This window comes from Streptomyces mutabilis (assembly GCF_046628145.1).
Taxonomy (GTDB): Bacteria; Actinomycetota; Actinomycetes; order Streptomycetales; family Streptomycetaceae; genus Streptomyces; species Streptomyces mutabilis.
This window is the reverse complement of sequence record NZ_CP176874.1, coordinates 3,391,846-3,413,618: the sequence shown is the minus strand read 5'-3', so window position 1 is coordinate 3,413,618 and position 21,773 is coordinate 3,391,846. Positions and strand designations below refer to the sequence as shown.

At 72.9% G+C, this 21,773-nt stretch carries 16 protein-coding genes; 8 read left to right on the top strand and 8 right to left on the bottom strand.

Annotated elements, in window-relative coordinates; translation table 11 throughout:
* Positions 1–209: 209 nt before the first annotated feature.
* Positions 210–3,182, bottom strand: a complete 2,973-nt coding sequence (locus tag ACLIN4_RS15125) for an AfsR/SARP family transcriptional regulator (protein ID WP_107478683.1) — start codon at positions 3,180–3,182, stop codon at positions 210–212.
* Between the two features lie 90 nt (positions 3,183–3,272).
* A complete protein-coding gene (locus ACLIN4_RS15120) occupies positions 3,273–3,752 on the bottom strand; it encodes a nitroreductase family deazaflavin-dependent oxidoreductase (RefSeq protein WP_179342557.1) in 480 nt (159 codons plus the stop codon).
* Positions 3,753–3,845: 93 nt separating this feature from the next.
* Here ACLIN4_RS15120 and ACLIN4_RS15115 point away from each other — a divergent pair, with 93 nt between their 5' ends.
* Positions 3,846–4,673 carry an endonuclease/exonuclease/phosphatase family protein gene (locus tag ACLIN4_RS15115; protein WP_289908146.1) on the top strand — a complete coding sequence of 276 codons (828 nt, stop codon included), beginning with the start codon at positions 3,846–3,848 and terminating at the stop codon, positions 4,671–4,673.
* Here the strand turns inward: ACLIN4_RS15115 and ACLIN4_RS15110 are convergent.
* Complete coding sequence (locus ACLIN4_RS15110) at positions 4,645–6,168, bottom strand: CehA/McbA family metallohydrolase (RefSeq protein ID WP_107478685.1); 1,524 nt, start codon at positions 6,166–6,168, stop codon at positions 4,645–4,647. The two genes, ACLIN4_RS15115 and ACLIN4_RS15110, sit on opposite strands and share 29 nt — an antisense overlap.
* Before the next feature lie 209 nt (positions 6,169–6,377).
* Between ACLIN4_RS15110 and ACLIN4_RS15105 the strand changes: the two genes are divergently transcribed.
* The 3 genes from ACLIN4_RS15105 (at position 6,378) to ACLIN4_RS15095 (ending at position 10,740) form a co-directional block, all read left to right on the top strand.
* Positions 6,378–8,972, top strand: a complete 2,595-nt coding sequence (locus ACLIN4_RS15105) for a bifunctional FO biosynthesis protein CofGH (protein WP_107478686.1) — start codon at positions 6,378–6,380, stop codon at positions 8,970–8,972.
* Positions 8,973–9,206: 234 nt separating this feature from the next.
* The gene (locus tag ACLIN4_RS15100) at positions 9,207–10,079 is read left to right on the top strand and encodes a DUF4231 domain-containing protein (protein ID WP_107478687.1); all 873 of its coding nucleotides are present in this window, start codon (positions 9,207–9,209) and stop codon (positions 10,077–10,079) included.
* A gap of 97 nt (positions 10,080–10,176) precedes the next feature.
* On the top strand, positions 10,177–10,740 hold the full coding sequence (locus tag ACLIN4_RS15095) for a hypothetical protein (RefSeq protein ID WP_179342558.1): 564 nt from the start codon (positions 10,177–10,179) through the stop codon (positions 10,738–10,740).
* On the opposite strand, the gene ACLIN4_RS15090 is transcribed toward ACLIN4_RS15095, so the two are convergent.
* Positions 10,724–11,230 carry a DUF2165 domain-containing protein gene (locus ACLIN4_RS15090; RefSeq protein WP_381941673.1) on the bottom strand — a complete coding sequence of 169 codons (507 nt, stop codon included), beginning with the start codon at positions 11,228–11,230 and terminating at the stop codon, positions 10,724–10,726. The genes ACLIN4_RS15095 and ACLIN4_RS15090 overlap by 17 nt on opposite strands.
* A 51-nt stretch (positions 11,231–11,281) precedes the next feature.
* Between ACLIN4_RS15090 and ACLIN4_RS15085 the strand changes: the two genes are divergently transcribed.
* The gene (locus tag ACLIN4_RS15085) at positions 11,282–11,977 is read left to right on the top strand and encodes a hypothetical protein (protein ID WP_411575890.1); all 696 of its coding nucleotides are present in this window, start codon (positions 11,282–11,284) and stop codon (positions 11,975–11,977) included.
* A 127-nt stretch (positions 11,978–12,104) separates the two neighbouring features.
* On the opposite strand, the gene ACLIN4_RS15080 is transcribed toward ACLIN4_RS15085, so the two are convergent.
* Positions 12,105–12,452, bottom strand: coding sequence for a DoxX family protein (locus tag ACLIN4_RS15080; RefSeq protein WP_381912514.1), 348 nt, complete (start codon positions 12,450–12,452; stop codon positions 12,105–12,107).
* Between the two features lie 93 nt (positions 12,453–12,545).
* On the opposite strand from ACLIN4_RS15080, the gene ACLIN4_RS15075 reads away from it, so the two are divergent.
* The 3 genes from ACLIN4_RS15075 to ACLIN4_RS15065 all read left to right on the top strand — a co-directional run bounded on the left by ACLIN4_RS15075 (position 12,546) and on the right by ACLIN4_RS15065 (position 15,149).
* Complete coding sequence (locus ACLIN4_RS15075) at positions 12,546–13,454, top strand: LysR family transcriptional regulator (protein ID WP_107478692.1); 909 nt, start codon at positions 12,546–12,548, stop codon at positions 13,452–13,454.
* A gap of 100 nt (positions 13,455–13,554) precedes the next feature.
* On the top strand, positions 13,555–14,670 hold the full coding sequence (locus tag ACLIN4_RS15070) for an ADP-ribosylglycohydrolase family protein (RefSeq protein ID WP_107478693.1): 1,116 nt from the start codon (positions 13,555–13,557) through the stop codon (positions 14,668–14,670).
* A gap of 68 nt (positions 14,671–14,738) precedes the next feature.
* Positions 14,739–15,149, top strand: coding sequence for a VOC family protein (locus ACLIN4_RS15065; protein WP_289908152.1), 411 nt, complete (start codon positions 14,739–14,741; stop codon positions 15,147–15,149).
* Between the two features lie 54 nt (positions 15,150–15,203).
* On the opposite strand, the gene ACLIN4_RS15060 is transcribed toward ACLIN4_RS15065, so the two are convergent.
* The 3 genes from ACLIN4_RS15060 to ACLIN4_RS15050 all read right to left on the bottom strand — a co-directional run bounded on the left by ACLIN4_RS15060 (position 15,204) and on the right by ACLIN4_RS15050 (position 21,673).
* Positions 15,204–16,787, bottom strand: coding sequence for a sodium:solute symporter family protein (locus ACLIN4_RS15060; protein ID WP_107478694.1), 1,584 nt, complete (start codon positions 16,785–16,787; stop codon positions 15,204–15,206).
* Positions 16,788–17,001: 214 nt separating this feature from the next.
* Positions 17,002–18,909, bottom strand: coding sequence for an MFS transporter (locus ACLIN4_RS15055; protein ID WP_411575889.1), 1,908 nt, complete (start codon positions 18,907–18,909; stop codon positions 17,002–17,004).
* A gap of 190 nt (positions 18,910–19,099) precedes the next feature.
* A complete protein-coding gene (locus ACLIN4_RS15050; RefSeq protein WP_411575888.1) occupies positions 19,100–21,673 on the bottom strand; it encodes a D-alanyl-D-alanine carboxypeptidase in 2,574 nt (857 codons plus the stop codon).
* Positions 21,674–21,773 lie beyond the last annotated feature (100 nt).

Below are 21,773 nucleotides of genomic sequence, written 5' to 3'. Positions count from 1 at the left end.
CTTGCTCCTCTGCGGTGGTCAACGAGTGCGGAACGCCCGTCCGGAAGCTCCCCCGAGGGCCACCGGACGGGCGTTCGGAGCCGCACACTAACCGGTGGGCTCTCCGGTCACCCGTCTGCCCCCCGACGCGACGGCGTGACAGGAACGAGACTGGCGGACGCCGATAAACGAATGCTGAACGCCCGCCGCCGTACGGCGCCGCGCGCTCCTCAGGCCGCCGTGGCGGGCTTCAACAGGGAGCGCACGGCATCGGCCTCCGGGGCGCCGTTCGCCTCGTAGAGGTTGAGGGCCTCCTGCCAGCACGCCCTGCCGCGGTCCACTTGTCCGAGATCGCTCAGCGCCTGACCGAGCAGCTTCAGGACGTGACCGCGCATCCGGTCGCCGCCGATGCACCCGAGGGCGAGCGCCTGTTCGGCGTGTTGCGCGGCCTGCGCCGGGCGGCGGGAGGCGATGTGGGCCTCGGCGATCCTGAAGTGGGTCGATCCCGCCCAGAGGCGCTGCCTGTGGTCGAGGAAAATGGTCAGGGCACGCGAGAACTGTGCGAGGGCGTCGATGTGCCGGCCGGCCGTCGTCAACGCCACTCCCAGGGCGTAGTGGCCGTTGGCCAGGCGCATGGTGCTGCCGACTTCGATGTGGACGGCCAGGCCGTTCTGCGCGAACTCGACGGCCTTCGCGGTGTTGCCCATCCCCATGTACGCACGCGAGAGATTGCACAGGGCGGTCGCTTCGCACAGGCCGTTACCGGCCGCCCGGAACCCGTCTATGGCCTGGTCGAAGAACCTCTTGCCGTCGGAGTACCGGTGCTGGTGCAGGGCGATGAGCCCGCGGTCCTGGGCCGCCCAGCTCTCAGCGGTGGGGTCCGCCGCGGCGGCCGCGCACTCCATGGACAGACGCGCCTCGGCGGACGCCTGCTGGATGCGGCCCGACACCAGGAGGAAACCGGTGAGGGCGATACGCGCCCTGCCCTCCGCACGGGTGTCCCCCACGGCCTGCGTCGCCTCGCGCACGGCCATGGCCGTCGCCTCGTACTGGCGGGAGTTCGCGCCGGACTCGGCCAGGTCGCGCGCCGCCCAGAGGAGGTCGACGGCCCGGCGCAGCCTGGCCGTCCCCGAGGCCTGGCGCACGCACGCCAGCAGGGCCGCCGATTCGGTGTACAGCCAGTCCAGCGCCGACTGGCCGTCGTCGAAACGCAGGCCGGGATACTCGGTCGCCTCCAGGTCGTCCACCAGGCGGTCCCCGGGCCGCTCGATCGCGTACACCCCCGCCGCGGTCGCCAGGTAGAAGTCCAGCAGCCGCGACAGCGCCGCCCCCCGCTCGCTCGGCGGATGCTCGTCCCGCTCCGCGCAGGCGCGCGCGTAGAGCCGCACCAGGTCGTGGAACCGGTAGCGGCCGGGCGCCGCCGACTCCAGCAGCGACGTGTCGACCAGGGACTCCAGCAGGTCCTCCGTGTCCTCCGCGGGAAGGTCGAGCACCGCCGCCGCGGCGGCCAGGGAGATGTCCGGGCCGTCCGCCAGCCCCAGGAGCCGGAAGGCCCGCGCCTGGGCCGGCTCCAGCTGGCCGTAGCCCAGTTCGAAGGTGGCCTTGACCGCCAGGTCGCCGGCCCGGAGTTCGTCCAGGCGGCGGCGTTCGTCCGCGAGCTTCGCCGCCAGCACCGAGACCGTCCAGGTGCGGCGGGCCGCCAGGCGGGACGCGGCGACGCGGATGGCGAGGGGCAGGAAACCGCACGCCCCGACCACGTCCAGCGCCGCCTCCCGCTCCGAGGCCACCCTCTCCTCGCCCACGATCTTCGTGAAGAGCGTCAGCGCCTCCTCGGGAGACATCACGTCCAGGTCGACCAGGTGCGCCCCGGCGAGGTCCACCATCCGCACCCGGGACGTCACCAGCGCCGCGCAGCCCTCCGCCCCCGGCAGCAGTGGCCGTACCTGGGCGGCGTCCCGGGCGTTGTCGAGGAGGACGAGGACGCGGCGGCCGTCCAGGACGGAGCGGTAGAGGGCGGCCCGCTCCTCCAGGGAGTCGGGGATGGCCGAGTCGGCGGTGCCGAGGGCGCGGAGGAAGGCGCCCAGTACCGTCTCCGGCTCCACCGCCCGCGCACCCGCCCCCTGGAGGTCGACGTACAGCTGACCGTCGGGGAAGGCGCCCCGCGCCCGGTGGGCGACGTGCACCGCGAGGGTGGTCTTGCCGACGCCGCCGATGCCGGCCAGCGCGGAGACCGCCATGACGCGGCCCGACGGCCCGTCCCCGGACGCCGAGGCCAGTACGTCGCTCAGCTCGCGGACGAAGGCCGTGCGGCCGGTGAAGTCCGGGACCGTGGCGGGGAGCTGGGCCGGGCGGACCGGAGCGGGCGCCGTCTCCTCCGCCGGCGCCGACGGCTCGGCCAGGGCCGGGTCGGCCTGGAGGATGCGCTGCTGGAGTTCCTGGAGCCCGGGGCGCGGGTCCACGCCGAGTTCGTCGGCCAGCAGGCGGCGCGTGTCCGCGTAGACGGCCAGGGCCTCGGCCTGGCGTCCGCTGCGGTACAGGGCCAGCATCAGCAGTTCGCGCAGGCGCTCGCGCAGGGGGTGGGCCGCGGTGAGCGCCGTCAGCTCCGAGACCGCCTCGGCGTGACAGCCCTGCTCGAGGTCCATGTCCAGGCGTGTCTCGAGGAGTTGGAGGCGCCATTCCTCCAGGCGCACGCGCTGCCCCTCCGCGTAGGGGCCCGGTACGCCCGCCAGGACCTCGCCGTCCCACAGCGCCAGCGTCCGGCGCAGCACGTCACGGGCGTGGCACAGGTCCCCGCGGTCGCGGGCCTTCTCCGCCTCGGCGGCCAGGGCCCGGGCCACTCCCAGGTCCAGGGACCCCTCGCCCGGCAGGCGCACCGCGTACCCGCCCGACTCGCTCACCAGCACGCCCGGGTCCAGGACCTTCCGCAGCCGTGACGCGTACGTCCGTACCGCCGCCAGTGCCTGCGACGGCGGTTCCTCGCCCCACAGGGCGTCGATCAGCTCGGCCGCGGTGGCCGTGCGGCCCTCGCGGAGCAGCAGGGCGGCCAGCAGGGCCCGTTGCTGGGGGGAGCCGGTGGCCAGCGGTTCCTCACCGCGCCAGGCGCGTACCGGCCCGAGCACGCCGAAGCGCAGCGCGGCCGACTCCTCGGACTCCGCCGGGGTTCCCGGATGCCGCTGCTCCGGAACCCGCGGTCCACCGTCCATGCCGTCCCCCTAGACATCCTGAGCAACCAGGCCAGTTTGCCTTGTTCATGCCGACCACGTCAGCCGTGGGAGACGCCGATCACAGGTCCCTCACCTGCTCCCTCCACCCTCCAGGTCCACCCGCACGGTCAGATGCCCCGTCCCGACGCCCATGGCCCGTACCGCCAGGCTGTTGAACCGGGGGAGGTGCCGCATACGCGCGATCGGGTCGTCGTCGGCGAGGAGGTGGGCCGTGCCGGTGTGCCAGCGACCGCGGATGCGTACCCGTACCCGCGGGTCGGCCCGGATGTTGCGGACGTACTGGGAGCGTTCGCCGAACTCCGACACCAGCCAGAAGGAGTCCCCGACCCGGCGCCCGCCCACCGGCGTGTGCCGGGGCAGGCCGGAGACGCGGCCGGTGGTCTCCAGCAGGGTCTGGCCCGGCAGGCGGCGCGTCACCGCGTTGAGCCGGCGCTGAAAGGCCGTGACCGCTCGGTACTTCCGCTCGGCGAAGGGCGGCTTCCCGGCGGGTGGCGTCCGTGCGGACGGCTTCCGTGCGGACGGCTCCCCGGTGTTGGGCGACATCGACATCGTTCGTTCACACTCCCGACTCGTGTGCCTCCATCTTCCCTGGAAAACCTCAGCGAGACAGCGTGTGCGGGCGGAGAGGCGGGTGATGCGGTCGTGCGGGTCGTGACCTGGAATCTGTGGTGGCGGTTCGGACCCTGGGCCGAGCGGCAGAAGGCGATCCTCGCCGTGCTGAGGGAGCTGCGGCCCGATGTCCTGGGACTTCAGGAGGTCTGGTCCACCGACGACGGCGCCGGCCTCGCCGAATGGCTGGCCGGCGAACTCGGCCTGCACTGCGCCTTCGCCGCCTCCGAGGCCCCCGGCCGGTGGCAGCGGCGGATCGGGGACGACACGGTCGGCATCGGCAACGCGGTGCTCACCCGCTGGCCGGTGACCGAGCGGGCGGCGCTGCGGCTGCCCGCGCCCGCGGAACTCGACGACGGGCGGCTCGCGTTCTACGCCCGCCTGGACGCGCCCGGCCACCCGGTCCCGTTCTTCACCGTCCACCTGAACTCCGGCACCCGCGCCCGCGCCGTACGCCGCGAGCAGGCCGCCGCGCTCGTGGAATTCGTCGCCGCGCACCGGCACGGCACCGCCTTCCCGCCCGTCGTCACCGGGGACTTCAACGCCCCTCCGAAGTCGCCGGAGGTCCGCCTCCTGCGTGCCGGGGGGCTCCACGACGCGTGGGACCACGCCGACCCGGCGGCCCCGGGAGCCACCTGGGACGCGGCCAACCCGTACATCCCTCACCCGCCGGTGCCGGGCGTCCGGATCGACCACGTCCACGTGGGACCGCCCGGGCCGGGCGGCCTCGGCGCGGTACGTGCCGTGCGGAGGGCCGGCGACGGCCCCGTGGACGGCGTATGGCCCTCCGACCACGCGGCGGTCGTCGCCGACCTGGACGACGGTCAGGCGGTCAACGCCCCAGGAAAACCGGGTTCGTGAACGCCGCCAGCGCACCCGGCAACGGCCCCGCCGCCGCCTCGTGCCGCAACTCCGCCCGCACGTACGCCGCGTAGGAGGCGGTCGTGCGCCACTCCACGACGTCCGCGCCGGACACCGGCAGCGGGGCGCTGGTGAACAGCACGCCCTGGTCCGTGACGAACCGGACCGTGCAGCGCGGGGCGCCCGTCACCTCCAGCCGGACGGTGACCGGGGTGTCGTCGTCCACGCGCAGCCGCTCGCCGATGCCGGCGTGCTCGCCCCGGCCGCCGGACGCGGTGAAGGCCAGCGACACCTTCGCCGACTCGGCGACGTACGACCGCCCGGCCCGGATGCCCTCCTGGATCGCCTCCCGGGTCAGGTCGTCGGCGAGCACGACGGTCTGCGGGCGCCCGATCGGGTCCGGCGAGCGGTGGGAGTCGCTGCTGCCCATCGCCGGGATCCAGTCGCCGCCGCCCCGCCCGCCGCGCCCCTCGCGCACGGCGGCGACCAGCATGCCGTCCCAGTCGGCCAGCGCCACCTCGTCGTCGGGCGTGTAGGCCCCGTTCCACACCTCGACCGCGTCCGCCTCCCCGAAACCGAACTTCCAGTTGCAGCCGATGCAGGTGGCGTGCGGGTGGGCCGGGACGACCAGCCCGCCGGCGCGGCGGATCTGCCGGGCGAAACGGCCGAAGCGGTTGTCCCGGGCCCGGTAGCGCCAGTCGACGAAGGTGCCGGGATCGGTGCCGAGGGCCACGACGTGACCGTTGCGGGTCGTCACCTCCTCACCCAGCATGATCAACAGGTCGTCCCCGGCCTCCGGCGCCCAGTGCGCGTGCGCCGCGTGGGTGTTGTGCTCCGAGGAGTTGATGAAGTCCAGGCCCGCCGCCCGCGCGAGCCGCGCGATCTCGGCGAGGGTGTAGCGGCCGTCGGAGTACACCGAGTGCAGGTGGCAGTCGCCCCGGTACCAGGCGCGGCCCCGCCCCTTGGCGCGCTCGGGCGGATACACCGGACGCGGGGCCTCGTCCTGCTCCCCGTACGTCAGCGTGATCGTGATCTCGTACGACAGGCCCTGCGGCGCCACCGTGTACGGGCCGAGCGCGACGTGCCACGTGCCCGGCCGCACCGGGCCCGGGATGTACCCGGGTGTCGCGTCGTCCGCCCGCACGAAGAACTCGGTGCGCGCCCCGCCCGACCAGCCCCGGAAGCCCCGGCCACCCAGGTCGGTGCCGCGCTCGTCGAAGAGGCCGATGTCGAGGGCGTTGCCCGCGGTGCCGGCCGGGACGGCGGGCCGGTCGTAGGTGTAGGCGACGTGGATCTCCCGGACCCCGGAGGGCACTTCGACGGGGACGTACACGAAGTCGGGCGAGCCGGTGGGCAGCGTGCCCCGCACCGTTCTCGTCCGCCGCTCCCGGGGTGCCGCCGATGCGAAGCTCACGGTCCCCAACGTAAGCGCCGCGGCCGCTCCCGTCACGAACACCGCGCGTCTGCCGATCCCGGCGTGGTCGTCCTCGCACATGCTGCTGCTCCCAAGGTGTCGTGAGTGACTGGCATGGGTGGTGCAGGGGTGGTGCGTGCAACCCTGGTATTGAGCCGTGAACTCCCGTGCAAGAAAAGGGGGTGGGCGCATAGCGGGCCGGAAACCGGAGGGTGGGCGCGCCCGGCCGGACGCGGTGGGGGACGGGACGGCCCCCGGCGCTTCGATCATGCCGCTCGTATGCTCGAAGGATGACGACTTCCGCGACCCCCGGAACCGGCTCGACGGGCCCCACCGAGAACTCCCTGCGCCGCGCCCTCAAACGCGCCCGGGACGGCGTCGCCCTCGACGTCTCCGAGGCCGCCGTGCTGCTCCAGGCGCGCGGCGAGCACCTGGACGCCCTCACCGCGTCCGCCGCCCGGGTCCGGGACGCGGGCCTCCAGGCCGCCGGGCGCCCCGGCGTCATCACGTACTCGAAGAGCGTCTTCATCCCGCTGACCCGGCTGTGCCGGGACAAGTGCCACTACTGCACCTTCGTCACCGTCCCCGGCAAGCTGCGCCGCGCCGGGCACGGGATGTTCATGTCGCCGGACGAGGTCCTCGACATCGCCCGGCGCGGCGCGGCCCTCGGCTGCAAGGAAGCGCTCATCACCCTCGGCGACAAGCCCGAGGACCGCTGGCCGGAGGCCAGGGAGTGGCTCGACGCGCACGGCTACGACGACACGATCGCCTACGTCCGGGCGATCTCGATCCGCATCCTGGAGGAGACCGGCCTCCTCCCGCACCTCAACCCGGGCGTCATGACCTGGACGGACTTCCAGCGGCTCAAGCCCGTCGCGCCCTCCATGGGCATGATGCTGGAGACCACCGCCACCCGCCTGTGGTCCGAGCCCGGCGGCCCCCACCACGGCTCCCCGGACAAGGAACCGGCCGTCCGGCTGCGCGTCCTGGAGGACGCGGGCCGCTCCTCCGTCCCCTTCACCTCGGGGCTGCTGATCGGCATCGGCGAGACCTACGAGGAGCGCGCCGAGTCCCTGTTCGCGCTGCGCAAGGTCTCCCGCGCCTACCACGGCATCCAGGAACTGATCATCCAGAACTTCCGCGCCAAGCCCGACACCGCGATGCGCGGCATGCCGGACGCGGAGCTGGACGAACTGGTCGCCACGGTGGCCGTCGCCCGGCACATCATGGGCCCCTCCGCCTGCCTCCAGGCCCCGCCCAATCTGGTGGACGCCGAGTACGAGCGCCTGATCGGCGCGGGCATCGACGACTGGGGCGGCGTCTCCCCGCTCACCATCGACCACGTCAACCCCGAACGCCCCTGGCCGCAGATCGACGAACTCGCCGAGAAGTCCCGCGCCGCGGGCTTCGAACTGCGCGAACGGCTCTGCGTCTACCCGGAGTTCGTCAGGCGCGGCGAGCCCTGGCTGGACCCGCGCCTGCGCCCGCACGTGACGGCCCTCGCCGACCCGGCCACGGGCCTGGCCCGCGAGGACGCGACCGTCGAGGGCCACCCCTGGCAGGAACCGGACGAGGTGTTCACCGCCACCGGCCGCACCGACCTGCACACCACGATCGACACCGAGGGCCGTACGTCGGACCGCCGCGACGACTTCGACGAGGTGTACGGCGACTGGGGCGCCCTGCGCGAGGCGGCGGCACCCGGCATGGCACCCGAGCGCATCGACACCGACGTACGCGCCGCCCTGGCCACGGCCGCCGACGACCCGACGAGGCTCACGGACGACGAGGCGCTGGCCCTGCTGCACGCCGACGGCCCGGCCCTGGACGCCCTGTGCAAGGTCGCCGACGACGTACGCAGGTCCGTCGTCGGCGACGACGTCACCTACATCGTCACCCGCAACATCAACTTCACCAACGTCTGCTACACCGGCTGCCGCTTCTGCGCCTTCGCCCAGCGCCGCACCGACGCCGACGCCTACACCCTCTCCCTGGATCAGGTCGCCGACCGCGCCCAGCAGGCGTGGGACGTGGGCGCGGTCGAGGTCTGCATGCAGGGCGGCATCCACCCCGACCTGCCCGGCACGGCGTACTTCGACATCGCGAGGGCGGTCAAGGAGCGGGTCCCCGGCATGCACGTGCACGCCTTCTCGCCCATGGAGGTCGTCAACGGCGCGACCCGCACCGGCCTGTCGATCCGCGAGTGGCTGACCGCGGCGAAGGAGGCGGGCCTCGACTCGATCCCCGGCACCGCGGCGGAGATCCTCGACGACGAGGTCCGCTGGATCCTGACCAAGGGCAAGCTGCCCGCGGCGACCTGGATCGAGGTCATCGAGACGGCCCACGAACTGGGTCTGCGGTCCTCGTCCACGATGATGTACGGCCACGTCGACCAGCCCCGCCACTGGCTGGGCCACCTGCGCACCCTCGCCGGCATCCAGCAGCGCACCGGCGGCTTCACCGAGTTCGTCACGCTGCCCTTCATCCACACCAACGCACCCGTCTACCTGGCGGGCATCGCGAGGCCCGGCCCGTCCCTGCGCGACAACCGCGCGGTGACGGCGATGGCCCGTCTCCTCCTCCACCCCCACATCCCCAACATCCAGACGAGCTGGGTGAAGCTGGGCACCGAGGGCGCGGCGGAGATGCTCCGCTCCGGCGCGAACGACCTCGGCGGGACCCTGATGGAGGAGACGATCTCCCGCATGGCGGGCTCGTCGTACGGCTCGTACAAGTCGGTCAAGGACCTGATCGCGGTCGCGGACGCGGCCGGCCGCCCGGCGAAGCCCCGGACCACGCTGTACGGACCGGTGCCCGAGGAGCGGCAGCGGGCGGCGACGGCGTCGGACGGTCACCTGCCGGAGCTGCTGCCGGTACTGGACTGAGCGGTGCGCCGGGGCCGCCCGGTCCAGGCGTCCGTGGACGTGTCCCAGGACATGAGCCCCCCGCCTTCGGTGGCCGACCAGAGGGTCCCGCCGTCGGCCGGCGCATGAGTGGTCCCCCGTCCTCGTGTGCGGCGGCCCGGCCGCGTGACCTCGTCGATTATGTGACCTGACGTCAAAAAAGGCGCGAGAATACATAGTTGGCGGTCAATCTTGCGAGTGTCGGGGGAGCCACGGGTGAGCAGCGCGTCGCACGGTCTGCGGGACGACGATCTTCCGGTGGTGTTCCGGTCCTCGGATTCCGCCTCGCTGGGCGGGCAGCGGAACTACATCCGGGGCACCAAGCTCCGGCTCACCCTGGCCGTGGCGGCAGCCGTGTGCGGCGCGCTCGACCAGCGGGCGGCCGTCGTGGGCCTGGTGGTCGTCTTCGTGCTGACCATCTGCGCCGAGGTCTGGCTGCTGACGGAACGCCCCGAACAGTCCTGGTACGACGGCAGGGCGCTGGCCGAGTCCACGAAGACGCTGGCCTGGCGCTTCGCGGTGGGAGGAGCCCCCTTCCCCGCCGACCTGCCGAGGCCCGACGCCCACCGCCGCTTCCAGCGGCGGCTGGGGGAGCTGCTGAGGGAGGCCCCCGTTTCGAGCCTCGCGCCCGTGGGGTCGATCGCGGTCACCGATGCCATGAACACCCTCCGCTCGCGGTCCTTCGCCGACCGCAAGGAGGCGTACCTGCGGCACCGGATCGAGGACCAGCAGCGGTGGTACACGGCGAAGGCGGCATCGAACGTCCGCAACGCGCGCCGATGGCGCTTCGTGCTCATCGGGGTCGAGGGGCTCGGCCTCACGGCCGCTGTCCTGCGGCTGCTCGAACTCTTCACGTTCGACCTGGCGGGCATTCTCGCCGCCGTACTGGGTGCGGGCTCGGCCTGGCTCGCCGTCCGGCAGCACGAGACGCTCGGCCGCGCCTACACCTTCGCCGCCACCGAGCTGAGCGTGATCCATGAGCGGCTGACCCATGCCGACGAGGAGGCCTGGGCGGGCGAGGTCTCCGACGCCGAGGAGGCGATCAGCCGCGAGCACACGATGTGGCGGGCCTCCCGGGGAGCGGGCTGACGGCTCGGTAGCGGGGCCGGGCACGCGGAACCGTCACAGTAGGATGATCGGACCCCCGGTGTGTTCGGGGTTCTCGTAGCTGAGGAGATGCGTGCCCGTGCCAGCCCGACTTCCCTCATGGGCCTGGGTCTCCGGTCTGACCGTGGGGGCGATCGCGGCGGTGAGCGTCCTGGCCGTGCAGGCGGACCAGGGACCCCATCCCACCGCCGTGGCGACCAGGCCGAGCCCGTCGGCGACGGCGGACGCGAAGCCGTCGCCCGAGGAGACCGCGCCGGCCCCGGTACCCGACGGCTCCGGCACCGGCCGTCGCATCGTGTACTCCCTCGACCAGAAGCGGGTCTGGCTGGTCGACGCGAGCGACGCCGCGCGGCGGACGTTCACCGTGTGGCCGGGCACGGTCAGCCCCGGCCCGGGCACCTACACGGTCGGGAGTCGCACCGAGGGGGCCACGACCGGCTCCGACGGTGTGCAGATCGAGCAGATCGTCTACTTCGCCCAGGAGGACGGCGTCTCCGTCGCCTTCTCCAACGCCGTCGACGGCTCCTCGCCCCCTCCGCCCGCCTCCGGTACGAAGACGGGCGGCATACGGCTGCGGAAGGCGGACGGCGCGGCGGTCTGGGCCTTCGCGACGTCCGGCACGAAGGTCATGGTCGTCGGCTAGCGTCCGCCTCGCCGGGCGTCAGCTGGGCGACGATCAGTACGACCCCGCTGATCAGGAAGATCCGGGTCGCGGCGTCCAGCCCGTTCCAGTCCGCCGACTGCCACATGGAGAACCACTCCCCGCCGATCCCGATGAACCCGGCGCCGAAGAGCAGCATCAGCATGAGAGTGCCGTAGGTGGTCATGCGCCGCGCGGCCGCGTGGTCCCGGCGTATCCACAGCCAGGTGGCGTATATCAGCACGAACGCCGAAACCGTCTCCCACGCGATGATCGCGACGTACGCGGCGTCCTGGACGCCCTCGTTCGTGATCGCCCGCCACATCAGGTCGTCGTCCTTGAACGTCGTGTCCATCGCGAGGACGTGACGCACGAACTGCTGGTTGGTGCCGAAGTCGGTGATGTTCCCGAAAGCGACCAGGGTGATGTAGAGGGCGAGGACCGCGGTGAGGGCGGTGGCTGCGAGGGGCAGGGTGCGTTGGGTGTTGGCCATGGGAGCACTATGGCGAAGTCCGGTGCGCCCGGGGCGGGTAGGGTCCGAGACGTGATCTCTTCGAAGCGTTCCGTCGACGAGCTGCCGGGCGATCCGCGCCGCCTGAACCTGGAGTACCGCTCCTGGCACTTCGTCAGCTCGGCAGGAGACCGGAACGGCTTCGACGAATGGCACGTGACGATCTGGCCGAACCGTTTCCTGGACCGCCCCAAGTGGTCGGCGACGCGGACCGTCCAGGACGACATCGGGTCGGTGCGCTTGTTCCGCATGCGGATGGACGACCGGTTCAGTCCCTTCCCGTTCGCCGACGCGGAGAGCCATGACGCGGGCCTGTCCAACCTGGTCCTCGGCGTCTACGACCTGGGCGGGGGCGGCTACCGCCAGGAGTTCCGGGACGCCGTGACCTCCGCCGACGGGGACCTCCTCGTCCTCTTCGACGTACGCCTCGACGAGGCGTGGCGGGGCTTCGGCCTGGGCCCGGTCCTCGTCTCCGAGGCGATCTGGACCCTGGCCGACGGTTGCAGCGCCGTCATCGCCGCCGACCCGCTGTGGGAGAGCGTCGGCTTCCGGCGCCGTGTCGATCCGCTCGGTCACCTCATGGATCCCGCGACCGAGGAGGCGCGCGACCTGCGGAACGAGCGGCGCAAGGACCTCGACGCGCTGGCCGACGCCTACCGCGAGTCGCTCCGCCGCCGAAGGGCCACGAACCAGCGCCGTGGAGCGAACCCTGACGTCCGGCCTGCCTGAGGAGTCCGACCCGCCCCCCGGCGGCCCGGCGGCCCTCGACGTGAACACTCAGCCGGAAAGTGTCCTCCAGCACCTCAAATGAGCGGCCAGAGGACAGATCCCACCCGAGTGCTCACGCTTTTCCGGCTCACATGGTCGCCAGGACCAGCACGGCCGCGTTCAGGGCCAGGTACCCGATGGGGAACGCGATGTTGTGGAAGACCCGCGCGCGGATGTGCGCGGCGACCGCGCCGACGAAGAAGAGGACGAGGCCGGCCGCGGCGGCGACGCCGAGGGGCCGGACGCCCAGGAGGCCCACGAGGAGCCCGGCGGCCCCGGCGGCCTTGAGCGCCGCGAGCCCCGGCAGCCACGACGCGGGCACCTCCACCTCGGCCGAGTTGGCGAGGACGAACCGCGCCCGCCTCAGGTCCGCGAGGGCGATCCCGGCATTGGCGATGACGGCGACGACGGTGACGATCACATGAGCCGTGGACACGGCGGGCTCCTTCCGGCCGTTCTTCCGAGGGCCACCACCAGCCTCGCCGCGGGTTCCCGCGACGTCCAATACCTGCACCCATAACCTGATGGCATGGATGTCGACACGCGTCTGCTGCGCTGCTTCGCGGCCGTGGCCGAGGAGGGCAGCCTGACCCGGGCCGCCGAGAGGCTGTACGTCTCCCAGCCCGCGCTGACCAAGCAGATCCGGCGGCTGGAGGCAGGACTGGGCGTGGACCTCTTCACCCGGTCGCGGACCGGCATGGCCCTCACCGAACCGGGGCGGACGCTGGCGCGACGGGTCCCCGCCCTGCTGGCCGGGTGGGATGCGGCGCTGCGCGAGACCAGGTCCGCCGCGAGCCGGGCGGCCCGTGTCCTGCGGGTGGGATTCCTCGCCAGCGCCGCCAACGAGGCGACACAACCGATCGTCGCCGAGTTCGCCCGGCGCCGGCCGGGCTGGCGGGCCGACATGCGGCAGGCCGCCTGGTCGAACCCCTCGGCCGGACTCGCCGACTCGGACGTCGACGTCGCGCTGGTGCGCCTGCCGTTCCCGGGCCAGGAAGCACTGCGGGTGCTGCCTCTGTTCAGCGAACCCCGCTGCGTCGCACTGGCCGAGACCCACCCGTTGGCCGCCCGCGAGACGATCGCGTTCCGCGAACTGTGGGACGAGCCCTTCGTCACGGCCCCGCCCGAGACGGGCCGCTGGCGGGAGTACTGGCTGGCCGCTGACGAGCGAGACGGCCACCCGGTCCGCGTCGGCGCCGTCACCGAGCGCCCGGACGACTGGCTCACCGCGATCGCCAACGGCTACGGCATCGCCCTCGCCCCCGAGTCCGCCGCCCGCTTCTACACCCGGCCCGGTGTCGTCTACCGTCCCCTCACCGGGGTCGGCCCCAGCCGGGTCGCGGTCGCCTGGGCCCCCGCCGACGACGACACTCCCGTAGTCCAGGACTTCGTCCGCTGCTGCCGCGACGCGCGCACCGACCGGCCCGACGGCACGTGAACGTTTCCACACCGCTGCGGTCCTGAACCGGCCGCCGTCGTTCGAATACAGTGCTGGACGTCGTACGTACGGACCGCGTCGGTGGCGAAGGGAGGTCCGGGTGGACGCGACAGCCGGTGCCGTCTGGGGGCGCGCCGAGCAGCAGGACTTCCGCAGCCGGGTACGCGGGACACTGCTCGGCGTGGCCGTCGGCGACGCCTTCGGCGCCCCCGTCGACCGGCTGGACCTCGACGGCGTCCGCCGGGCGCACGGCGCGGAGGGCCTGACCGACCCGGCGCCCGCCTACGGCCGGCGCGGCGCCGTCACCCACCTCACCCAGCTCACGCTGTTCTCCGTGGACGGGTTGATCCGCGCCCAGGTACGCCGGGACACCGGCGCCTGGCACCCGCCGACCGACCTGCACCGGGCGTACCGGCGCTGGGCCGCCACCCAGCGCGACTGGGGGCCCGACCTGCGGCGCAAGGAGGACGGCTGGCTGGCCCGCGAGGAGTGGCTGTACGCGCGCCGGGACGCGACCCGGGCGCTGCTGCTCGGACTCGGCGACGAGACGATGGGCACGCCCCAGGCGCCGAAGAACCCCGGGGAGCGCGGTGCGGAGGCCGCCGCCCGCTCCGCGCCGTTCGGGCTGCTGGTCGGCTGGGAACCGCAGCTGGTCGCCCAGCTCGCCGTGGAGTGCGCGGCGCAGACCCACGGCCACCCCGACGGCTACCTGGCGGCGGGCGCGTACGCCGTGATCGTGCACGGACTGGCGCGCGGGGACAGTCTGGACGCCGCGGTGCAGCGGGCACTCGCCCTGCTCGCCGCCCGTCCGGGACACGAACCCGTGGCCGAGGCCCTCCAGCACGCGCTGGGCGCGGTGAGGCAGGGGCTGCCGACGGCGGAACGCGTGAGCGAGCTGATCGGGGAGGGAACCGCGGAAGGGCTCGTCGGCGCCGCCGTGTACTGCGCCCTCGTCGGCGAGGACGTACGGCACGGGCTGCGGCTCGCCGTCAATCACGGCGGTCCCTCCGCGGCGGCCGGCGCCCTGACGGGCGGACTGCTCGGCGCCCTGCACGGCGAGACGGCGCTGCCGCCCGCCTGGCTGGCCGAGCTGGAGGGCCGCCCGACGATCCTGGAACTGGCCGACGACTTCGCCATGGAGATGACCCAGGGCCCGGCCCTGCACGGCCCGGCGGGCTCGTCCCCGGGGTGGCTGGCGCGCTACCCGCGGGCTTGACGGCAGGCCCTCCGCGAGAGCCACGAACCGAGAAGCGTCGGTCACCGGCGACGGCTAGCGTGACGGGCATGGACCTCAGCATTCACACCACTGTCCTCCCGCACGACGACCCGGACGCGGCAGTCGCCTTCTACCGGGACGTCCTCGGCTTCGAGGTGCGCAAGGACGTCGGGCAGGGCGCGATGCGCTGGATCACGGTCGGCCCCGCCGACCAGCCCGACGTCTCCCTGCTGCTGGCGCCGCCGGCCGTCGACCCCGGCATCACCGAGGCGGAGCGCCGCACGATCACCGAGATGATGGCCAAGGGCACCTACGGGTGGATCCTCCTCGCCACCAAGGACCTCGACGGCACCTTCGAGAGGGCTCGCACGGGTGGCGCCGAGGTCGTCCAGGAGCCCACCGAGCAGCCGTACGGCGTCCGCGACTGCGCCTTCCGCGACCCGGCCGGCAACCAGATCCGCATCCAGGAACTGCGCTGAACCCGGGCGGTGTCCCGACCGCCCGGGACACCGCCCGCACCCGCGTGGCCGGCGCTAGTCGCTCACCCGGGACCGCGCCACCGATTCCTCCGCGCCGCCCGCCGGCGTCGGGATCGCCGCCGCCGCGCCGGAGGCGTCGTCGTCGCCGTCCGTGTTGACCTTCTCGATGATCGCGAGCCGTTCCGGAGTGTCCTCCGGCTTGAGGTAGCCGATCAGGACGTACAGGACCAGCGACACGGCCAGCGGGATCGACACCTGGTACTCCAGGGGCACCCCGCCCTCCACGTTCCAGTGGATCGGGTAGTTGACCAGCCAGAAGGCGAGCAGGCCGGCCGCCCAGCTGGTGAGCGCGGCGGTCGGGCCGGAGCGGCGGAAGGGCCGCAGCAGACCGAGCATCATCGGGATCGCGATCGGGCCCATCAGCCCGGCCACCCACTTGATCACGACGGTGATGATGTCCTTGAACGTCGGCGAGTCGACCTGCGTGGCCACCGCCATGGACAGCCCGAGGAAGACCACCGTGGTCAGGCGGGCCGCCAGCAGGCCGGACCGGGTGCCCCAGGCCCGCGCCCGCGCCGACAGCACCGGCGCCACGTCGCGGGTGAACACGGCCGCGATGGCGTTGGCGTCCGAGGAGCACATGGCCATGGTGTGGGAGAAGAAGCCGACGATGACCAGGCCCAGCAACCCGTGCGGCAGCAGCTGCTCGGTCATCAGCGCGTAGGAGTCCGAGCCGTCCGGCTTCTGCGACTCCACCAGCAGCGGCGACATCCACATCGGGAAGAACAGCACCAGCGGCCAGACCAGCCACAGCACCGCCGACAGCCGCGCGGAGCGGGTGGCCTCTCGGGCGTTGCTCGTGGCCATGTAGCGCTGGGCCTGGTTGAGCATGCCGCCGTTGTACTCGAAGAGCTTGATGAAGAGGTAGGCGAGCAGGAACACCGCACCGTACGGGCCGACCAGCGGTTCGGCGTGGCCCTGGAGTTCGGGTTCGTCCCAGACACCGAAGAAGCCGCCGTGGTCGTCGAGCCTCACGACGACGGCCACGAACATCGCGACACCGGCCAGCAGCTGGATGACGAACTGGCCCAGCTCGGTCAGCGCGTCCGCCCACAGGCCGCCGATCGTGCAGTAGACGCCCGTGACGACGCCGGTGATCAGGATGCCCTGGTTGAGGGAGATGCCGGTGAAGACCGACAGCAGGGTGGCGATGGCCGCCCACTTCGCGGCCACGTCCACGATCTTCAGCAGCATCCCGGACCAGGCCAGGGCCTGCTGGGTGGGCAGGTTGTACCGGTTCTTCAGGTACTCCAGGGGAGAGGCCACGTGCAGCCGGGACCGCAGCCGGTTGATGCGCGGCGCGAACAGGGTGGAGCCGATGGCGATGCCGAGCGCGATCGGGAAGGACCACGTCACGAAGGACGTCACGCCGTAGGTGTAGGCGATGCCCGCGTACCCGGTGAACATCACCGCGCTGTAGCCCGACATGTGGTGCGAGATGCCGGACAGCCACCAGGGCATCTTGCCGCCGGCCGTGAAGAAGTCGCTGACGTTGTCCACGCGTTTGTGCGACCAGACGCCGATCGCCACCATCACGGCGAAGTAGCCGATGAGCACGGACCAGTCGAGACCGTTCATGTGCCCCCTTCCGGGGTCCGCCTTGTGAACTCCGCTCAGCTGGTTGGCACTTCGCACGAGCGGGGTAGGGGCGTGGCAGGCCGCGAAGTGCCCGCTCATCGTGGGTGCGACGACGCGGGCACGACAAGGAAGGGGAAGGTCAAGAGCGAGTAAAAAGGTTCGGCTTGCTGACCTCAGTTCACCTACATGAACGGCTGGCGGGTCCGCCGACGGGTTACTTCAGCTCGTCCGGGCACGGCGTACCGCGCTTCAGCCCGTACGGCGACGCCAGCCTGTACGTGCCCGCCTCGGGGGCGATCAGCGTCGTCCACTGGTCGCCCTCGGCGGTTTCCTCCGTCTCCGTCAGACAGCCGTTGACGTTGTCGTACGTCTTCGGCGTGCCCTCCGGGGCGTCCTTGGACGCCTCCGTCTCCCGGGGCGGGGCCAGCTTGTTGCCCTCGTCGTCGACGAGGCTCAGCCACGGCGAGTACGGCACCCGGATCAGGATGCGGCCCGGCCGCTTCACGTCGATCGTCCACTCGTCCTGTCCGGCGCTCTGGACGACGGCGTCGGGTTCCGCCAGGGGCGTCGGGTCCAGCACCTGGAAGAGCTGCCAGTTGGCGTCCCCCCAGATCTGCTTCAGGTACGGCAGGCCCCGCTGGAGCAGCTCCCGCTCCCGCTTGCCGCCGTCACCGTCCGGCTCGCCCTTGGGCAGCACCACGTAGTGCACGGCCCAGCGCTTCAGCCACTCGTGGTAGTTCGCCGAGTTGAGCGTGTCGTCGTAGAAGAGGGGGTTGCGCTCCATGTCGGCCTGGCGGGTCCAGCCCCGGGCCAGGTTCACGTACGGCGCCAGCGCCGAGGCCTCGCGGTGGGAGCGGGCCGGAACGGCCTCCACCCGGCCCTTCTCCGCGCCGACCTCCTGCAACTCGTTGACGAGCGGTGCCAGCTCGCGCGCCCAGGACGCGGTCGGCTGGGTGTGGACGATGTCGTCGGCCGACTTGAAGCCGATCCAGCCCACGAAGCCGACGAGCGAGACCACGAGCGCGTACCACTTGCGGGACTTCGGCACCGTGAACGGCAGCGCGGCCACCAGCGCCACCCCGGCGAACAGCATCGCCAGGCGCGTGATGTTGGAACCGATCTGGGAGCTGATCAGCCAGACCAGCAGCACCGACAGGCCGTAGACCGCCGACGTGATCCGCACGGTCGTCCAGGCGCGCGGCACGAACCAGCACACCAGGCCCGCGTACAGGATCGGCAGGGCCGCCGAGCCGAAGGACATCGGCTGGGTGCCGGAGAAGGGGAACAGCACGGCCGACAGCGCCACCACCGCGGCCGGCGCGAGCCCCAGCGACCACGCGCCCGGACGGCGCTTCTGCAGGAACAGGGCCACCGCCACCAGGCCCACGAACAGGCCCGCGACCGGTGACGCCATGGTGGACAGGGCGGCCAGCGGAGCCGCGCACAGCCCCTTCGCCCACCGCTTGTTGCGCCAGCGGTGGGGCCAGCAGAACACCGCGGCGACCGCGCCCAGTCCGAACATCATGCCCAGCCCGAACGTCACCCGGCCCGACGCCGCGTTGCCCATCAGCCCGAACAGGCCCGCCAGCGACGCCCACAGGGGATTGCGGACCACCCGGCTACGGATCAGGATCATCGTCAGCAGCCCGGCCGACAGCGTCCCCGCGATCATCATCGTCGTACGCACGCCGAGCACCGACATCAGGTACGGCGAGACCACGCTGTACGACACCGGGTGCATGCCGCCGTACCAGGCGAGGTTGTACGCCGAGTCCGGGTGCCGACCGACGAACTCCGCCCAAGCGTCCTGCGCGGCGAGGTCGCCGCCACTGTTCGCGAACGTGAAGAACCAGGCGACGTGGAGGACGCCGGCGAGGACGGTGACGGACAGCACGGGGTGGCGCAGCATGCGCTCGCGCACGGCCAGCAACGCCGCCTTCACCGCAGACGGCGCTTCCGGCTCGGCGCGGTCGCCGTCACGGCCGCCGTTCGCCGGACCATGACCGGCGCTCCCGCCCTCCGCGCTCTCCCCGTCCGCGCGGGGCGCGGGTACGCGTGGTCGCGGGCCGGCTCCCGGGCCCGGATCGGCGTCGTCGGCGCGTGTCGGCTCCGCAGTGGCCACCTGAAGGCACTCCCCGTGTCCCGTCTTCTCATTTCGGCCGTGTCCCGTTCCCGCGACCGGCGACCTGCCCCGATTCGTGACGCTAGCACGCACGCCCGCACCGTGGCTCGTTCCCCTCTGGGAAGCGAACGCCCCCGCGGCCGGGCGGCCGCGGGGGCGTGACATCGCTGGGGACCGGGTGGGCGGGAGGTCAGCCCAGGCGGGTCAGCCTGTCCGTGAAGGCGGGCTCCACGAGATCCTTCTGGAGGGCGACGGGAACCTTCACCGCACCGGCAGTGCCGCCGTCGCCCACGGTCAGCGTGCCGACCTTCGTGCCGGCGGCGGCCGTGTGCGGCACCTCGTCCGCGTCGAACGTCAGCTTCACCGTCAGACCCGGCCAGCCCACGGCCTTGACGTCCTTCGTGGCGACGACCGGCGTCCGGCCGCCGAGGCCGTCATCGACGTACCCGACGACGTCCCCCTTCTTCAGGATCGTGGCCGACTCCAGGATGTCCTGCGCGGCCCGGATCAGCTGGTCGCTGGAGTCGAGCGCGGCGGCGAGGATCCCCTTCTCCGCGGTCGCGGGCTGGCGCACCACGGCTCCGACGATGGTCCGGGTCTCACCGCCGACCTCCTTCTTCGCGGCGAAGACGAGGTTGCCGAGCGCGGAGGTGGTGGTGCCGGTCTTGATGCCGACGACCCCGTTGTGGCCGACGAGCTGGTTCCAGTTGGGGTGGTTCTTGCCCTTGTAGTCGTCGTACGACATCTTCTGGGCCACCTCGCGGAACGCGACCGACTCCATCGCCGCCTTGGCCAGCTTCACCTGGTCCACGGCCGTGCTCACCGTCGTGTCGTTCAGACCCGACGGGTCGGTGTACGTGGTGTTGGTCATGCCGAGGTCCTCGGCGGCGGCGTTCATCTTCTCCACGAACGCCTTCTCCGACCCCGCGTCCCAGCGGGCGAGCAGCCGCGCCACGTTGTTCGCGGACGCGATGAGGATGGCGTCCAGGGCCTCGCGCTGCGAGATCTTGTCGCCCGCGTACACGTTGACGGTCGACTCGTCGCCCGCGTCCGACTGGTCCTCGGCCGCCTGGTCGATCTCGATCATCGGACCGTCGGCGCCGCTCTCGAGCGGGTGGTCGCGCAGGATGACGTACGCCGTCATGACCTTGGCGACACTCGCGATCGGCACCGGCTTCTGCTCGCCGGACGAGCCGAAGCTGCCGATGCCCTGCACGTCCAGCGCGGCCTGCCCGCTGGACGGCCACGGGATCTCGGGCTTGCCGCCCTCGAAGGTGAAGCTGTCCTGCGCCGTGAGGTCCAGCTCCGGCGCGGGCAGCGGACGCATGGACTGGACGATGCCGAGGATGATCACCAGGAGCAGGACCAGCGGCGTCCAGATCTTGACCCGGCGCACCGTCGTCCGCAGCGGGGTCTCCGGCGGCGGCGGGGTGTTCGTCAGCTCCGCCAGCAGGTCCAGCGGCGGCTTCGGCGGCAGCGGCTGCTGCGTCGTCCGCTCGGGCCCGACGTGCGGTACGGCGGTGGTGGTTCCGGTACGGGGGGCCTGCGGCGCCCCGGGGGCCTTGGGCGGCTCGGACTGCTCGGACGGCTCGGACGGTGCCTTCGCGGACCTCGGGGGCTTGCGCGTCGCCGGGTCGTCCGGATGCCGGAGCGCGACGAACTTGCTGGTCCGCTCGGCGTCACTCTCGGGCGCGGTGGCGGCGTCGCCCAGCTTCAGCATGGTCGTCGGCTGATCGACACCGCGCTCGGAGGGCCGTACGGCCTTGAAAACGGCGGTGGGCTGATCGACGGCCTCCTTCCCCGAGGCGCCGGGGGCACCGCCGTCGTCGGAGCCGGCGGCCTCACCACCACGGTCCCGCCCAGCGGCGTCGGCATCGGAGGCGGCGGCAGCGTCGGCGGGCGTCTTCCCGTCGCGGGGCGCGTCGTCGGTGCCCTGTCCCGCGGCGGCGCGTTCGTCCGCGTCGTCCTCCGCGCGCTGCGGAGCGTCGGCGCCCCCGTCGGCTTCCCCGTCCGCACCGTCGGCGCCGGGGCCGTCCGTGCCGTCCTCAGGGGCCGTCTCACCGCCCTCGGGGGCACCGCCCCCGACCGCGGGCTTCGTGGCGTCCCGGGACCCCCCGGAGCCCGCGTCCGCGTCCGTGTCCGAGGCGGCACCAGGCTCGTCCTCGTCCGTGTCGGCGTCGACACCGGCGTCCCGCCGGGCCGCCTCCGCGGCCCCCGCGCCCGGCGTGTCCTCCGCGCCGTCCGCCGTCTCCTCGCGCCGCGCACCCGAGGCGGCCCGCTCCTCGGCGGTCGCCACCCACGCCGCGACGGCGTCCCTCAGCCGCCCGTCACCCGCGGCGGCGGGGCCCGCGGGCTCGTCGGCGGCGTCGGAGTCCCCGGGGCCGTCGGACGCGGCGGAGGACCCGGTCCTCCCGGACGCACGGGAGGCGTCGGACCCCTCGGAGGAGCCGCCCCCGGCGGAGCCTTCCACGTCGGCGTCGTCGTTCCCGGCGTCGTCGTCCTCGGCCGGCTCCCCGGTCTGCGCGTCACGCACCGACAGCACCCGGGTGGCCGTGTCGACCCCGCCGCGCGACCCCGCGGACTTCGCGGACGCCGCGGACCCGGCGGACGCCGAAGGCTTCGCCGCCTCCCGCGCCACCGCCACCCGCGGATCACGCTTCTCGCTCGTCCCGGTCCTGGCTTCGGGAACCGGACCCGCGCTCCCCGACGTCGGTTCTTCCGACGACTCGTGCTGCTTCGACCTGTCGGGGGACTCGCCCGCCACCGATGCCTCCTCCATGCGCCGCACGCCGCGTGCGCGCTACCGAACCCGTACCGAAACCATGTACCAGTGTCCTGTGTACGGGTGGAACCCACGCGGTAGA